General features: G+C 69.2%; 15 protein-coding genes and 1 pseudogene. 6 read left to right on the forward strand and 10 right to left on the reverse strand.

The features are described 5' to 3' along the window. Window positions 1-56: 56 nt before the first annotated feature. Together AB0I77_RS00600 and AB0I77_RS00605 are read right to left on the reverse strand one after the other, a co-directional pair. On the reverse strand, window positions 57-1,550 hold the full coding sequence (locus tag AB0I77_RS00600; protein ID WP_363280063.1) for a cytosine permease: 1,494 nt from the start codon (window positions 1,548-1,550) through the stop codon (window positions 57-59). Window positions 1,551-1,814: 264 nt separating this feature from the next. Beyond that, window positions 1,815-2,171: a helix-turn-helix transcriptional regulator gene (locus AB0I77_RS00605; RefSeq protein ID WP_363280536.1), complete on the reverse strand. Its 357-nt coding sequence runs from the start codon at window positions 2,169-2,171 to the stop codon at window positions 1,815-1,817. Between AB0I77_RS00605 and AB0I77_RS00610 the strand changes: the two genes are divergently transcribed. Next, a complete protein-coding gene (locus tag AB0I77_RS00610; protein ID WP_363280064.1) occupies window positions 2,157-2,447 on the forward strand; it encodes a 4'-phosphopantetheinyl transferase superfamily protein in 291 nt (96 codons plus the stop codon). The genes AB0I77_RS00605 and AB0I77_RS00610 overlap by 15 nt on opposite strands. A gap of 111 nt (window positions 2,448-2,558) precedes the next feature. Here the strand turns inward: AB0I77_RS00610 and AB0I77_RS00615 are convergent. The 8 genes and pseudogenes from AB0I77_RS00615 to AB0I77_RS00650 all read right to left on the reverse strand — a co-directional run. Then, window positions 2,559-2,858 (reverse strand): annotated as a pseudogene (locus tag AB0I77_RS00615) (hypothetical protein); the annotation flags it as partial. A 22-nt stretch (window positions 2,859-2,880) separates the two neighbouring features. Next, entirely contained in the window at window positions 2,881-3,240 is a 360-nt protein-coding gene (locus AB0I77_RS00620) for a cupin domain-containing protein (protein WP_363280065.1), read from the reverse strand. Further along, on the reverse strand, window positions 3,237-3,749 hold the full coding sequence (locus AB0I77_RS00625; RefSeq protein ID WP_363280066.1) for a hypothetical protein: 513 nt from the start codon (window positions 3,747-3,749) through the stop codon (window positions 3,237-3,239). Before AB0I77_RS00625 ends, AB0I77_RS00620 begins: the two co-directional genes overlap by 4 nt. 11 nt (window positions 3,750-3,760) lie before the next feature. After that, window positions 3,761-4,924 carry a galactosyltransferase-related protein gene (locus AB0I77_RS00630; protein ID WP_363280067.1) on the reverse strand — a complete coding sequence of 388 codons (1,164 nt, stop codon included), beginning with the start codon at window positions 4,922-4,924 and terminating at the stop codon, window positions 3,761-3,763. A 13-nt stretch (window positions 4,925-4,937) separates the two neighbouring features. Next, the gene (locus tag AB0I77_RS00635; protein WP_363280068.1) at window positions 4,938-6,230 is read right to left on the reverse strand and encodes an MFS transporter; all 1,293 of its coding nucleotides are present in this window, start codon (window positions 6,228-6,230) and stop codon (window positions 4,938-4,940) included. A 68-nt stretch (window positions 6,231-6,298) separates the two neighbouring features. After that, window positions 6,299-7,108, reverse strand: coding sequence for a class I SAM-dependent methyltransferase (locus AB0I77_RS00640; protein ID WP_363280069.1), 810 nt, complete (start codon window positions 7,106-7,108; stop codon window positions 6,299-6,301). Further along, complete coding sequence (locus tag AB0I77_RS00645) at window positions 7,105-7,959, reverse strand: 3-keto-5-aminohexanoate cleavage protein (protein ID WP_363280070.1); 855 nt, start codon at window positions 7,957-7,959, stop codon at window positions 7,105-7,107. Before AB0I77_RS00645 ends, AB0I77_RS00640 begins: the two co-directional genes overlap by 4 nt. 56 nt (window positions 7,960-8,015) lie before the next feature. After that, window positions 8,016-8,648 (reverse strand): GTP cyclohydrolase II, encoded by a 633-nt coding sequence (locus tag AB0I77_RS00650; RefSeq protein WP_363280071.1) that lies wholly within the window; start codon window positions 8,646-8,648, stop codon window positions 8,016-8,018. 432 nt (window positions 8,649-9,080) lie between these two features. Between AB0I77_RS00650 and AB0I77_RS00655 the strand changes: the two genes are divergently transcribed. The 5 genes from AB0I77_RS00655 (at window position 9,081) to rosB (ending at window position 14,356) form a co-directional block, all read left to right on the forward strand. Then, a complete protein-coding gene (locus tag AB0I77_RS00655; protein WP_363280072.1) occupies window positions 9,081-10,682 on the forward strand; it encodes a gamma-glutamyltransferase in 1,602 nt (533 codons plus the stop codon). Window positions 10,683-10,716: 34 nt separating this feature from the next. Further along, window positions 10,717-11,193, forward strand: coding sequence for a riboflavin synthase (gene ribC / locus AB0I77_RS00660; protein ID WP_363280073.1), 477 nt, complete (start codon window positions 10,717-10,719; stop codon window positions 11,191-11,193). Window positions 11,194-11,827: 634 nt separating this feature from the next. Continuing rightward, window positions 11,828-12,388 carry a riboflavin ABC transporter permease RibX gene (ribX, locus tag AB0I77_RS00665; RefSeq protein ID WP_363280537.1) on the forward strand — a complete coding sequence of 187 codons (561 nt, stop codon included), beginning with the start codon at window positions 11,828-11,830 and terminating at the stop codon, window positions 12,386-12,388. Window positions 12,389-12,462: 74 nt separating this feature from the next. Further along, on the forward strand, window positions 12,463-13,518 hold the full coding sequence (gene ribY, locus AB0I77_RS00670; RefSeq protein WP_363280074.1) for a riboflavin ABC transporter substrate-binding protein RibY: 1,056 nt from the start codon (window positions 12,463-12,465) through the stop codon (window positions 13,516-13,518). A gap of 61 nt (window positions 13,519-13,579) precedes the next feature. After that, window positions 13,580-14,356 carry an 8-demethyl-8-aminoriboflavin-5'-phosphate synthase RosB gene (rosB, locus tag AB0I77_RS00675; RefSeq protein WP_363280075.1) on the forward strand — a complete coding sequence of 259 codons (777 nt, stop codon included), beginning with the start codon at window positions 13,580-13,582 and terminating at the stop codon, window positions 14,354-14,356. Window positions 14,357-14,406 lie beyond the last annotated feature (50 nt).

Consider the following 14,406-nt stretch of genomic DNA (forward strand, 5'->3'; position numbering starts at 1 on the left):
GGCCCCGGATCGGATGATCCGGGGCCGTGGCGCGGGAGACGGCCGTTCGGCATCGACTAGCCGGCGGCCCGGGCGGCCAGTGGACTCTTCGCCCCGCTCACCGCGAAGTAGATCGCCCCGGCGACCAGCACGCCGATGAACCAGGAGTACGGGCCGAGCGTCGCCCCGTACCCCGAGGGCCCGTACACCGGCAGGAGGCTGGAGAAGACGGCGCCGATGCCCCCTGCCACGAAGGCGCGGATGTTCCAGCCGCCCTGGAAGCGGAACTCTCCGTGCTCCTTGTAGAGCTCGGGGACGTTCAGCTGGGCCTTCCTCAGCAGGTAGTAGTCGACGACGATCACGCCGAAGATCGGGCCCATCGTCGAACCGATGGCGTTGACGAAGCTCGGCGCGTTGTCCCATGGGTGGAGGGGGTAGAGGCACAGCGCGATGACGGCGGCGATGAGGCCGCCGCGCCGGAAGGTGATGTGCTTCGGAGCGACGTTGGCGAAGTCGAAGGCCGGGCTGACGAAGTTGGCGACGACGTTGATGCCCAGGGTCGCCACCGCGAAGGTGAGGGCGGCGAGCAGGACCAGGAACGCGCTGTCGAACTTGGCGGAGATGGCGGCCGGTTCGAGGATGACCTCGCCGTAGACCTTGCTGGCGGAAGCCGTCGTCATGGCGGCGACCAGTGAGAACAGGATCAGGTTGACCGGCAGGCCCCAGACGTTGCCCTTGCGCAGCGCCTTCTCGTCGGGCGTGAACCGGGCGAAGTCGCCGAAGTTGAGGAAGAGCGCGGCGAAGTACGTCACCCAGGTCGCGGCGATGGCCGCTATCGCGGCGAACGAGCCCGGGGTCACGTCCAGGCCGGTGGCGTTCTTGGCCAGCGCGGCCAGGTCCTTGGCGGGCATGTCGACGGAGAAGGAGAGCGTGCCGGCCTTCACCGACAGGGCGACGGCCATGATCAGCATCATCACCCAGACCGCCGGGCCGGCGAAGTCCTGGAAGCGGCGGACCGTCTCCATGCCCTTGCTGATGATCAGCAACTGGGCGGCCCAGACGCCGAGGTAGCAGATCACCTCCAGGCCGCTGTGGTCGAAGAGGCGACTCGTCTCGTGCAGGTTTTTCGGGCCGTCGTAGCGGACGAGGAAGGCGACGATGGCTCCCGCGGCCGCGCTGGTCTGGGCGCCGTACCAGAAGGTGGCGACGACAGCCCGTACGAGAGCCGGGACGTTGGCGCCGAAGGTGCCGAAGGAGGCACGGGCGAGGACGGGGTAGGGCACCCCGGTCTTCACGCCCGCTTTGCCGATGAGGGTCATCAGCCAGTAGATGATCAGCGAGCCGACGCCGATGCCGATGAGGAACTTGAAGGTGTTCCCGGCGACGAGGAACAGGCTGGCGGCCAGGAAGTAGCCGTACAGACTGTGTACGTCGGAGGTCCAGACGTTGAAGATGCTGAAGGCGCCCCATGTGCGCTCGGTGGCCGGGGCCAGGTCCTCGTTGTAGAGCCGGGGTGAATACTCCTCGGGGACCGGCACGGCCGTCGTCCCTCTGTTCTCCGTGTCCGTCATCGCGTTCTCTTCCTGCGCGGGCCGCCACAACGGCGCTCGATCGCGTACAGAGAACGGGCAGGGCGTTGCTCCGTGATGCCGCGCAGGTAACGGGCTGGTCAACGGACATTCTCTTCCGCTTGGCGGATTCTGGCGTTCATTGGCGCGTGCAGTCGGCGCACACGCCTGCCCTCCAGCGGCTGGCGAACGAGGAACACGTCGAGCACCGCGGCTCGAAGAAACGCCCCAGGACAGGCAATCCGGGCAGGAACTCGGGTCCATAGGTCACATCGGAGGAAGGGACCGACCATCCCGGCGGCGAGGGACCACCGCCGGGGCCTGTCCTGAGGAGCCGGAGGCCACTTGTCGGACATCGGTGTCCTGGCCGGGACGGGTGACTTTCTGCGGTTCGGGGATCAGCAGGTCACCGATCTCGCAGCTCAGGACGACGCAGATCACGTCCAGGTCCTCCAGCTTGAAGGAGACCGGCTGCCCGGACCACAGCCCCGTGGCTTGGTCAGGAAGAGGCGCTGCTCGGGCACGTGCGCGGCCCGGCAGCGATCCTGATCGTCCGTCTATTCCCGCGGCAGGTACAACTCCCGGTCGATCAACGCCTGCCCCGCACCGGTGGCCCACGCGCACATCCGTCTGATCTCGGACGACGAAGAGGCGGCCCGGGTGACCGACACCCGCCTTCTGCGGGCCTGGACCCGGAAAGAGGCCGTCGCCAAGGGGATGGGAGTCGGCCTGGGCATCCCGCTGCCGTCTCTGCCGGTACGCCCCGAGTGCGACGGTCCCCTCGTGGTCCGTGTACCGCCGGGGCGCCGGCCCGGCGTCTGGCGCGTGGACGACCTGCGCTGCCCCCTCCCGGGAGCGGAGCGAACGACGGCGGCACTCGCCACGCCGCTGCGCTACTGACAGCGTCGGCGTGAGGCCGGCCGGAGGAACGGATACGGACGGTGCGTCCGTCCAGTGCGGTGCGACCGAGCCCCAGGTCGGGCCACCGCCGAAGGCGGTCAGCGGGATGCGGGTACCGGGCCGTACACGGTCTGTCGCGACGGCTGCGGCGAGGACGAGGGGGATGGACGCGGCGACCGCGTCGAGGACGCGCCGACTGGCCTGGTGGGCGATGAATGCCCCGAGCGTCGAGCCGGTCCGGCACACGCCGCGCGCAGCCGGTCGTCCGGCGTACGGCTTGCCCGTCCATCTGACGCCCTTTCCCGCGCGGGAAGGCGTGGACCGGGTCGACGGGAACCCCCGGCCTCGATGAGCTCCTCGTCCACGCGGAAGGGGGCCTCTCCGCGACCGGCGCGGCGCACTGGTTCTCACGGTGCGGGGCCGCCGAAAGTACTCACCCGATCGACGAACGTGGCACCGGGGCGCGGTGACGGCGGCCGAGCCGGCTCGGCGCGGCCACGGGGACTTCTGCGACGCTGCCGTGGAGATGCTCGGGCAGGTCGATCAGATGGACGCCCTCTTGCTCATCGGGGTCGGTGCGGGCGACGACAGCGATCATTTCCTGGTCGTTCCAGTTCACCGGAAGGTGAGGGGTGTCCGGGGGAATACAGATGTAGTCCCCCGCGACCAGCACCACCCGCTCCGACAGACCGTCGCTGTGCCACACCTCGACCTCACCCGCCGCGACGAAGATCGCGGCGGCTACCCGGCGGGTCGGCTGACGGAAAGGGGCTGCCCTTCGGCGGTCGGTCATCTCATTGAGTGCGGAACCGTCCCCAGGGCGCCGGGAAGGGCTCTCCAGGCCACGGGATCGCGCGGTCCCGAAGGTGCCCGGCAGTGCAGGGCCGCGTTCGAGTCGATGTCCAGGAGCCAGGAACCCGGTTCCTGGGCGGAGGGGCGCGGTGATTCCTCCAGGGCGATGCCGGCCCCTGGTGCGCACAGGTCACGGTCCGCCGCCGGGTGCCAGACGAAGCGGCGCACGCTCGGTTCGGCGAGCCAGTGTGGGCGGGCCGCGGTCCAGAAGTCCGTCAGTGCCGTCGGCGGCGCCGCCCAGAGGGCGTCCCGGTCCCGGAGGTCCCGCCACAACCAGTACACACACAGCCGGGTGGCGTCGGTGGCGTGGGTCAGGACCTGGAAGCGCAGCAGGCCCTCGGCGTCCAGCGCCTCGCCGAGCCGCAGGTTCAGCTCGGCGAGGCGCGGGTCCGCGCCGGGTCGGGCGGTCTGGAACCCCAGAACCGCGCAGGTCCGGAAGTCTGTCGGCATGGGCACCCCGGTCAGCCCGAGAAGCGTTCCAGCCGGCCGATGGGCTCCGTGGGCGCCCAGGACAGCAGCGGGATGTGGTAGTTGACGGTCTGTCCGTCCTTCAGATGGCCCGAGCTCGGATGGTAAAGGTGCAGCATCTGGTCGTCGTACTGGTCGAAGGCGGTGGCCAGTTGGATCCGGAGCGCGAAGTCGATGTCCTCCCGGCCCCAACCCTCGAACCGCTCGTCCATGCCGTTGACGGCGTCGAAGACATCGCGCCGCAGCCACACGCACAGGCCCGGCGATCGCTGCACCCCGAACCACCGCAGCCGGTCCGTGTCCGCCTCGGGCTTCCCTTCGAGGCAGCGGTCGCGCACCGCGGCGGCCGAAGCGGGCGCGTCCATGTACAGCAGGTCCCGGAAGCACATCAACGCGCCCGACCCGGCGCGCCGGAACCGCTCGGTGTTGCGCCGTACGAAGTCCCGGTCCACGAGCGCGTCGGCGTCGAGCAGGCACAGGTAGGGCGCCTGGCGCCCGGCGCGCAGCACCCCGCAGTTGGTGCCCCAGGACTTGTTGAAGGGGCGGTCGGAGAACGCGAAGAGCCAGTCGTCCGCGTACTTGAGGACCGTCTCGCGCCAGCGCGGGGTGGTGTCCGACTCCACGACGGTCACGTGATACAGCTCGCGCGGCAGGGTCTGGTCGCTGAGGGCGGCCAGGCAGGCCACCAGGTTGCGGGCGCGGGTGCCGTCCGCGCTCTGGTCCCGGAACGTGATCACGATGTGGGCGACCGGCTCCACCGAGGTGGGCGCGGGCGGATTCGCGGGCCAGGACCGCCAGTCGGCATCGGCGGTCACCTCGCGGTCGTACGCGTCCCCGACGTGGTAGCCGAAGCGGGACCTGTCCCTGATGTCGAACGCCACGTCGACGAAGGGGGCCTGCGCCGCCTTGGCCGCCAGGTCCCGAACTCGCCGCCATCCCCGGGCACTTCCCGGGTCCTTCACCAACTCATCTGAGGCCGCGATGAGTTGGGAATCGCCGTGGGCCTGGATCTCCTTGAGCAGTTCGGCTGTCCGCTCCTGGGCGCGGTGCCAGTAGTAGGGGTTCGCCTCGCGGGCGCCGTGATCGGCGTGGATGACGAGCGCGTCGGCGACGGCACTTCCACACGCGGCGGGCTCTTGGCTGGGACGGGTCATCATGGGCGTACGGTCCTCACGTCTTGGGCTGGGACTTGGTGTCGACATGACGGGGGAAGCGGGTGCGCAGTGCGGCGAAGACGAGGGCGGCGGCCAGCATCAGCGCGGCGAACGCCCCCCACAGCACGAGCAGCGACTTGCTGAGCAGGTAACCGATCAGGGCCGGGCCGGAGACGGCCGACAGGGCCCAGGACATCTGGAACACCGAGACGTACCGGCCCTGGGAGCCGTCGGGTGCGGCGGCGACGGCCAGGCTGGTGGTGGCCGGTGCGGCGAGCATCTCACCGAGGGCCAGGAATGCGACGCCGGCGATGACCGCCGTCATCGCGAGGACGTCGGACGACGGCCCGGCGGCGCAGGCCAGCAGCAGGACGGCGATGACGAAGCACGCGGTGCCCGCGAGCGCGGTCGACGTTCTGCGCAGGTGGTACAGCTGGGCCGCGACGGTCGTCTGGAACAGCATGGTGAGCGTCATCTTGAGCATCAGCGCGAAGGCCGCGGTCCAGCTCGCCAGATGGATGTACCGGACCAGGTAGACCGGCAGGACGAGGGTGGAGATCAGCCAGCCGTAGGTCAGCAGCGTGTTGCCGAAAGTGAGGGTGAGGTACGGGCGGTCCGATCTGAGGGCCCGCCAGCCTCCCATGGGTGCCGCTTCCTTGGGGGCCGGCGGGGCAGCGGGGCTCTTGAGTGAGACGAACAGCAGTCCGGCGGTGACCGAGGTGGCGACGTTCAGGGCCAGCATGGCTTGGAGGCCGCCGGTGCCGCCGACCGCGAGTGCGATGGAGGCGATGCCTGAACCGGCGGCCAGGCTGGCGCTCTTGGCCGCGTTGACGATCGCGTACCAGCGGTCGAGGCTGTCGCTGTCGGCCACCTGCTCGCTGACGAACACCGGCCACGCGGCCCAGTAGGTCCGGTCGGCCACTGTGACGACGATGATGCCGACGAGCAACGGCCATAAGGACTGGACCCAGAAGTACAGCGTGTACCCGACCGCCGCCGCCACGGTCTGGGCCACCAGGACGCGGCGCGCGCCCAGCCGGTCGACGAGATGCCCCACGAACAGCGGCACCGGAAGCCCGGCCAGGCTCGCCGTCGTGATGATCACCCCGAGTTCCGCCACGGGGAGGTCGGTCGCGGTCGACAGATACAGGAACGTCAGAGGTATGAACGCGCCGTAGCCGACGGTGTCCACCACGACGGCGATCACCAGCCGCCGGTGCATCGAGGTGCCCGCCAAGCCCGCCTTCCGCATCAGGGACTGACGGCCGACGGTCCACCTCCGGCCCCGCCGCCCCGATGGAATGCTCACGCGCCTCGGTATGGTCGGGCCCGCCGGGGCGGGCAATGGATGAAGCGGAATAATCATGATGATTTACGTTAACAGTGGCGAACCGGTCGCCGCAGCACCGCGAACACGCTGGCGTGGATCAGTTCGAGCTCCGCGTCGGGCCCGCCCAGCGCTCCCTGAAGGAGTTCCAAGGCCCGTTCCCGCCGTGGTGGGTCCGCCTGCCAGGGGCCGCCGCTGGCCAGCCACCAGGTGACGTACGCCGGGACGGACACTGCGGATCGGCGCTCGACCACGAAGACATCGTCCACGACCAGGCCGTTGCGTTCGCAGACCGCTGCGAGTTCGGCGGCGGTCATCCGGCGTCGGGTGAAGTCGTCGGCCGTGTCCTGGCCCAGGAGGCGGCGCACCCGCGCGCCCACCTGCTGGTCGAAGTCGTCGGTCGCCGCGCTGCGTCCGGCCGTGGCCGCGCAGAGCAGGCCGCCCGGGACCAGGAGCTGCCGCATCCGGGCGAAGCAGTCGTCGTAGCGCGGATACATCCAGTGCAGGGCGGCGTTGCTGAACACCGCGTCGAACGGACCCGTGACCGCCTCCGGGTCCAGGAGGGAGCCGAGCCGGAACTCCACCCGCCCGGCGCCCTGTTCGTCGGTGCGGGCGAGGTGGAGCATGTCGGCGGAGACATCGAGCCCGGTGATCCGGGCCGTCGGCAGCCAGGTCAGCAACTCCTCGGTGAGCGCGCCCGTTCCGCAGCCGACGTCCAGGGCATGGCGCACGGTGTCGGGTGTCGGGTGCAGCCTGGCCACGACAGCGGCGTTACGGCGTTGGAGGCGGGCGGTGGCCTCGTCGTAGGAGTCGGCCGCGTGCCAGCGGTGCCGTCGGACCGTCGCGATGTCCTGCGTCATTCGCGGGTCACCGGCTTCAGCCCGATGATCGCCCGTGTCTCCTCCGGGGTCGCCGGTTCACGCCCCAGCTCACGGCCGATGCGGACGGCGCGCTCCACCAACCGTGCGTTGGTGGCGGGGGACTTGCGGCTCCAGTCCTCGTACGGATTGTCCTCGAGGCCGACGCGCACATGTCCGCCGAGCGCGGTGGCGAGCGTGTTCGCCCGGGTCTGGTAGCGGCCGATGCCGGCCAGGGCCCAGGTGGCGCCCTGGGGCAGCGCGGCCAGGACCGCGGCCAGGTTCGCCGCGCTGACCGCGGCCGTACCCAGGGAGCCGAGGAGGATGTTGGCGTAGAACGGCGGTTGCAGGACGCCCTTGTCGGCCAGGAAGGACGCGTAGTCCGCCATGCCGACGTCGAAGATCTCCAGTTCGGGAACGACCTCATGCTCCCGCATGGCGCCGGCCAACTCCTGAATGGTCTGGGGAGAGTTGACCGAGGGGCCGGTCGGGAAGTTCATCGAACCGAGGGTCAATGAGGCCATCTCCGGTTTCCCGGGGCCGGTGACCGTGAGCGAGGCGGACCGCTTCGGTGTCTCGGACCAGTTGCGGCCGCTCGTGGTCACCACGACGACGATGTCGGGCGCCTCGGAGACGACCGCGTCGCAGATCTCCTGGAACCGCTCCGGCCGCCAGGTGGGTTCCTCGTCGATATCGCGTGCGTGCAGGTGGACCATGGAGGCGCCGGCGTCACGGCAGCGGCGCACGTCCGCCGCGATCTCGGCCGGTTCGACGGGAACGGCCGGGACCTTGGCGCGGCGCGGGATCATTCCGGTGGGGCAGAGGTTGACGATGAGCTTGTCGGCCAAATCCATGCGGAGCCTGCCTTCAAGGGATGAGCTGCAAGAAGCAAGTGGTACGGGGCCGTTGGTCAGCTGCGCGGCTTGCTGGGTTCCGGCATGGGCCCGAGGCTCCCCAGGTGGCCGAGCACATAGTCCTTGGTCTCCAGGTAGCCGGAGTTGTGCGGGGTGACGAAACCGCCCCAGGGGACGCGCTGAACCTCAAGGCCGGCGGTCTCCAACGCGGCGATCTTCAGGGGGTTGTTGGTGGCCAGCCGGAGCCGCGCGACACCGAACTCGTGCAGCACCGCGGCCGCGTCGGTGTAGTCACGGTCGTCCACCGGCAGACCGAGCGCCAGGTTGGCCTCGGCGGTGTTCATGCCCTGCTCCTGGAGGGCGTAGGCCCTGATCTTGTTGGCGAGGCCGATCCCGCGGCCCTCGTGATCGAGGAGGTACAGCAGGATGCCGTGGTCGCTCTCCAGGACGGCGTCGAGGGCGGCGGACAGCTGGCTGCCGCAGTCGCAGCGGAGCGAGCCGAGGATGTCCCCCGTCGCACACGCGCTGTGCAGTCGGACGAGGGGATCGCAGTCCTCGGCGCGCTCGGTCCGGTGTACCGCCGCAATGATGCTCTCGGGACCGTTTCTCCCCCTGCCGAAAACGTGCAACCTCACCTCTCCGCTGGAAATCGGCAATGTGCAATTGGCCTGGCTGACGATATGCGGCATCGGATTCCCTTAAGGGCGCGCGAAAGGTCACGGCGTACGGATCGAGCGCTGCACGTCGTCCCACGTGCACGGCGCCGGGCCATCGTGAAAAACTTCCGCATCCAGGTTACAAGCGGTTTCCTGCAAAAGAATATGACTCGGGTTTCTGACGCGAAACCGCCCGCCGCTGCGGGTGATAAGGAAGATATATCGGGACAGATCTGGCTCGCTTCGCGTAAGTGCCCTCGGTGTGGGGGTATGTTGTTCGGCCAAGATCCCGGAAGCGCTTACCTCGAACGAGTGGTGGCAGTCCGCCAGGTTCCTTCATAAGGTCGTGGTGCCCACCGTCGTTCGACCGAAGAAGGTGGACGTGACCGCCATTCTTCTGCCCCGCCACAGAGAATCAGGTCGTCCGGTTTTCCAGGCCCTCGACCACGCATCGGTGGTGTGGCCATGCGAGTGATTCTCCGGGACCGTCAGCAGTGGGGAAACCGGGGCCTGGTCTCGGCCGGCTCCTCCGCCGCCACCCTGGCCGCGCTGCGCGTGCTGGACGAGGGCGGTACGGCCTTCGACGCGGCGATCACCGCCTCCGCGATGCTGACCGTCTGCATGCCGATGGCCTCAGGTCCCGGAGGCGACGCCGCGGCCGTACTGCACCCGCGGGGCGAGAACAGGCCGTTCGCCCTGCTCGGCCTCGGCCGCGCTCCGCTCGCCGCCGACCCGCAAGCCTTCGAGGAACGGGGGCTGGACGGCGTACCCCGCACCGGCATCCTGTCGGCCACCACGCCCGGACTGCTGGACGCCTGGTACGAGGTCCACGAGCGCTTCGGCACCGTCCCGCTCGAACGACTGCTGCGCCCGGCGGCGCGCGCCGCGTCGGAAGGTGCCGTGATCACCGGCCAGTTCCAGCGCTGGACCAGGGAGAACCTGCGGGTCCTGGAGCAGCCGGAGTTCCACGACCTGTACCGGCGGGCAGCCGAACCGGAGTCCGTGGGCAGCCGACTGCCCCAGCCCGGCCTCGCCCGCTTGTACGACAGGGCGGGGCGCTCGGACCGGGCCGCGCTGCGCGACTGGATCGCCGGGCTGACCGACGAGGTGAGCGAGCGGTACGGGGGCATGGTGCGCGGCGCGGATGTGACCGCCACGACCACCCGCCTCGTCCCCGCCCTGGTCGCCGAGGTGGTGGGGCGGCAGGTCGCCGTGGTGCCCGCCCCCACCCAGGGGCCGCTGATGCTCCAGAACCTCGCGCTCTACGCGGCATTGCGCACCGAAGGCGAGCGCAGCGACTCGGCCGCCGGGGTACATCTGCTCGCCGAGATCGTCCAGCAGACCTTCGGCTGGCGCCTCGACCACCTCAGGGACCCGGAAGCCGCCGGGCCGCCCCCGCCCGACCCCCTCGGCGAGCGGACCCTGGCCGAACTCCGGCGCGGCGTCGACCCGGACAAGCGCAGTCCCTGCCGCTACGCCGGCCACTACTCGCACGGCGACACGACCCACTTCGTCATCGCCGACGGCGCGGGCAACGCCGTGACCTGGGTGCAGAGCCTCGGCCTGGGCTTCGGCGCCGGGGTCGGCCCGGCCGAGGCGGGGCTGCTGCTGTGCAACCGGCTGGGCCGCAGTACGACGCTGGATCCCCACCATGCCAACCGGGTCAGGCCGGGCGCCCGGCCCGTCAACACCATCTTCCCCTGGATGATCAGCGAGGGGTCCTCCGTCCGATGGCTGGGCGGGACGCCCGGCGGGGACGGCCAGTGCCAGTGGAACACCCAGGTGGCGGCGGCCCTGCTGTTCGACGACAGCACCCCGCTGCGAGCGCTGTCGGGGCCGCGCTGGACGTACTACCCGGGCAGCGACCGCATCGAGGCCGGCCGTCCCGAGCAACTGCACGTCGACGAGACGATGGCCGCCGAGACCGTGGCAGAGCTCGTGCGCCGCGGCCACGACGTCGTGCGCAAGGCGAGCGTCGGCGGCGTCAACCGCGTGGTGACCTGCGACAGCGGCGCGCTGTACGGCCTGGACGACGGACGGCAGGAAGGGCTGACGGCAGCCCTGTGAGCAGCTCGTACAAGATGACCGACAAGGAGATCTCGTGGACCGAATCGGAGTGGTGGACACCATGTTCGCGCGGATCGACATGGGGTCGATCGCCGAAAGCCGGCTGGCCGGGATGGAGGGATTCGGTGAACATTTCGAGGTGGTCCGGCGGACCGTGCCGGGCTTCAAGGACCTGGCGGTGGCCGCCCGCCGGCTGATCGAGCAGGAGTCCTGCGAGATCGTCATCGCCTGTGGGATGCCGGGCGGCGCGGAGCTGGACCAGGTGTGCGCGCACGAGGCGGCGCAGGGAATCATGCTCGCCCAGGTGCTGACGGGGAGGCACATCCTCGAAGTGTTCGTGCACTCCCAAGAGGAGCCGGATCCGGCCAAGTTCGCCGAGCTGTGTCGCAACCGGGTCGGGTCGCACGCCGTGAACGCGTACTGGTTGCTGTATGCGCCCGAGGAGCTGCGCAAGCGGGCCGGCCAGGGAATCCGGCAGGGCGGCGCGGACGCCGGACCTCTCCCGAGGTGATCGTGGAGCGTCGAATTCCGGTTCCGCGCACGGAGTTCACCCTGTCGGAAACTCACTCATTGCTGACCCTTATCGCGCGCTTGTGCGCTAAACCTTCCTCGGGAGGCGCTCCCGTAATTCACGCCCCCCTTCAGCCTCAACTTCGCTGGTCCGCAAACCGGGTTGCATGACCGGTTTCTTTCTCCCTGGGATATTCGTTGCGAGTATCCGGATGGTGGACTAGTTTGCGTGGAGCGCAACTCAGGCCGAATCCGCCCTGCGCGGTAATTGCGGGGCGTGCCGAAGGGGAACGTCCAGGGGCGGTTGAGTGTTCCGACAAGGTGCCATGCGTGACACGCCACACTCCGAAACAGACGACCGGGAGATCACCGTAGCCGGTGACTTCGAAGGCGCTCGATCCGCAGCGCGAGAGAAAGACACCGAGAAGCGGCAATCACGGCGGCGGCGTTCACGGAGCGGCGGCATCGGCATCCTGGCACCGGCCGCGCTCGGATTGTTGCTCGTCGCTCTCTGGGACGCCGTAACCCGTTTCGGAGCCGTCTCCACGTTCTTCCTGCCCACTCCCCATTCCATTGCGAAGGAGCTGGTAAGCCAACTACAGGACGGTTTCCTGTTCGACTACATCGCCCGGACCGTGGCCGAGAGCACCGCCGGAAGCGCGCTGGGCCTGGCCGTCGCCCTCCCGCTCGCCTATCTCATCGCCCGCAACCGCGTGGCCGCCGCCGCGCTGCAACCGTATGTGGCGGCTTCCCAGGCGGTACCCGCGGTGGCGCTCGCCCCGCTGCTCGCCCTCTGGTTCGGCTACGGGCTGTTGCCCATCGCCGTCCTGTGCGCCCTGCTGGTGTTCTTCCCGATCCTCGTCAGCGCGGTGGTGGGACTGCGCCAGATCGACTCCGACGTGATGAACGCGGCACGCGTCGACGGAGTGGGCCGAGTGCAGATGCTCCGGTACATCGAGTGGCCGCTCGCCCTGCCGAGCACCCTCGCGGGCATCCGGGCCGGCCTCACCCTCTCCATCACCGGAGCTGTCGTCGGCGAGTTCGTGGTCGGCGGCGATGGCCTCGGCCAACTGCTCACCGTCCAGCGCAGCGAGGCGGACACCGTCGGCATGTTCGTCACGCTGCTCGTCCTGGTCCTCCTCGCCGCCTGTCTCTACGGCCTGATGCTGCTGCTGGAGAGGTGGGCACGCTGGTGACCCACCAACACCCTCCCTGTGAGCCCACTTGTCCCTGAAGCCGAATTGACGTGTTATCAGAAAGAGCCTTGTCCATGAGAGTTGTCACCGGAGCCTCCGCCCCACGCCGTACCGCCAAGACGGCCGTCGCCGCCGCCCTGCTGGCGGCGACCCTGATGTCCTGCGCGGAGGAACCGAACGCGAGCGATGAGAGCGACGGAGGTGACGGGAGCACCACCGAACTCACGCTCGGACTCACCTACATACCGAACATCCAGTTCGCGCCCTTCTACGTGGCCGAGGAGAAGGGCTACTACAAGGACGCCGGACTGAACGTGACGCTGCATCACCACAGCGCCAGCGAGGATCTGTTCGGTGGCCTGAAGGCGGGCAAGGAGGATCTCGTCATCGCCGGCGGCGACGAGATCGTGCAGGGCCGGGCCGGCGCCATCCCGGCGGTCAACGTCATGACGCTCTACAAGAGATACCCCGTGGCCCTGCTGGTCCCGGCCGACTCCTCCATCCGCGACGCCTCCGGCCTGAAGGGCAAGACCGTCGGAGTGCCGGGGCCGTACGGCGAGACCTACTTCGGCCTGCTGGCGCTGCTGGCCGAGGGCGGGCTCACCACCGAGGACGTGGAGGTGAAGTCCATCGGCTACACCCAGCAGGCGGCCCTCTCCGCCAAGCGGGTCGACGGAGTGATGGGCTTCGTCAACAACGACCAGGTCCAGTTCGAGCAAGCGGGCCTGGACGTACGCGCCGTCCCTCTGGCGGAGGAGACCGACGGCGCCCCCCTGATCTCGTCGGGCATCGGAGCATCCGAGAGCTTCTTGAAGAAGCGGCCCGACGACGTACGGCAGTTCGTGGCGGCCACCCTGCGCGGTGTCGAATTCACCCTGGCCAACCCCGAGGAAGCGGTCGAGCTCAGCCGCGCCCACATCCCCACGCTGAAGGACGCCAAGAGCAAGGCCTCGGCGCTGGCGGTGCTGGAGGCGTCGGCGCCCCTCATCCGCGGTTCGGGCGGGCGGCTCGGTGAGAGTGACCCGCAGACGTGGAGCCGCATGGCGGACTTCATGAAGGAGAAGGGCCTGATCAAGAAGGAGATACCTGCCGAACAGGCCTACACCAACGACTACCTGCCCGAGGAATGACGGCGAGCCACGCCCTCATTCCGTGAAGTCGAACCAGTCGCAACGGGAAGGATCGAGAAGAATGGCTCTCAAGGCTCTCATTCTCAACACCACTCTGCGCCGGTCACCCAGCCGCTCGCAGACCCAGGGACTCATCGACAAGGCGGTCCCCCTCTACGAGAAGGAGGGGATCGAAACCGAGGTCATCCGCGTCATCGACCATGACATCGAGCAGGAGTACTGGGACGACTTCGACGACTACAACGCCGGTGAGAAGGCGCGCCGCGAGGACGAGTGGCCCTGGCTGCTCGGGAAGATCAGGGAGGCCGACATCCTGGTCATCGCCACCCCGATCACCCTCAACATGTGCACGTCCGCCGCGCACGTCATCCTCGAGAAGCTCAACCTCATGGACGAGCTGAACCCTGACACCAGGCAGTTCCCGCTGTACAACAAGGTCGGCGGGCTGCTGATGTGCGGCAACGAGGACGGCGCCCACCATGTCGCCGGCACGGTGCTGAACAACCTCGGACGGCTCGGCTACAGCGTGCCGCCGAACGCCGCGGCCTACTGGCTCGGCCCGGCGGGTACCGGCCCCGGCTACATCGAGGGCAAGGGCGACCGGCACTTCCACACCAACAAGCTGATCCGCTTCATGGTGGCCAACACCTCCCACCTGGCCCGCATGCTCCAGGAGACCCCGTACACCACCGACCTGGAGCAGTGCGCCCAGGCGGCCCGGGAGGAGAGCGACGACGTGTTCGCGATCAGGGTCAACACGAACACCCCCGCCATCCGCTACAAGCGGTTCCAGAAGCTCGGTGAGGTCAAGGTCGAGGACGGCCAGCTGAGCGGCTGAGGACCCGAGGGCTGGGTGACCGCACCCAGCCCTCACGGCTGGTCCGGACC

Source organism: Streptomyces sp. NPDC050619, assembly GCF_040654815.1.
Lineage (GTDB): Bacteria > Actinomycetota > Actinomycetes > Streptomycetales > Streptomycetaceae > Streptomyces.

What these genes read in the sequence shown, in the direction of transcription:
- AB0I77_RS00625 (WP_363280066.1), bottom strand. Translation starts at nt 3,749, where the DNA reads ATGCCGACAGACTTCCGGACCTGCGCGGTTCTGGGGTTCCAGACCGCC.
- rosB (WP_363280075.1), top strand. Translation starts at nt 13,580, where the DNA reads ATGGCTCTCAAGGCTCTCATTCTCAACACCACTCTGCGCCGGTCACCC.
- AB0I77_RS00655 (WP_363280072.1), top strand. Translation starts at nt 9,081, where the DNA reads ATGCGAGTGATTCTCCGGGACCGTCAGCAGTGGGGAAACCGGGGCCTG.
- AB0I77_RS00640 (WP_363280069.1), bottom strand. Translation starts at nt 7,108, where the DNA reads ATGACGCAGGACATCGCGACGGTCCGACGGCACCGCTGGCACGCGGCC.
- AB0I77_RS00630 (WP_363280067.1), bottom strand. Translation starts at nt 4,924, where the DNA reads ATGATGACCCGTCCCAGCCAAGAGCCCGCCGCGTGTGGAAGTGCCGTC.
- AB0I77_RS00600 (WP_363280063.1), bottom strand. Translation starts at nt 1,550, where the DNA reads ATGACGGACACGGAGAACAGAGGGACGACGGCCGTGCCGGTCCCCGAG.
- AB0I77_RS00645 (WP_363280070.1), bottom strand. Translation starts at nt 7,959, where the DNA reads ATGGATTTGGCCGACAAGCTCATCGTCAACCTCTGCCCCACCGGAATG.
- AB0I77_RS00620 (WP_363280065.1), bottom strand. Translation starts at nt 3,240, where the DNA reads ATGACCGACCGCCGAAGGGCAGCCCCTTTCCGTCAGCCGACCCGCCGG.
- ribY (WP_363280074.1), top strand. Translation starts at nt 12,463, where the DNA reads ATGAGAGTTGTCACCGGAGCCTCCGCCCCACGCCGTACCGCCAAGACG.
- AB0I77_RS00650 (WP_363280071.1), bottom strand. Translation starts at nt 8,648, where the DNA reads ATGCCGCATATCGTCAGCCAGGCCAATTGCACATTGCCGATTTCCAGC.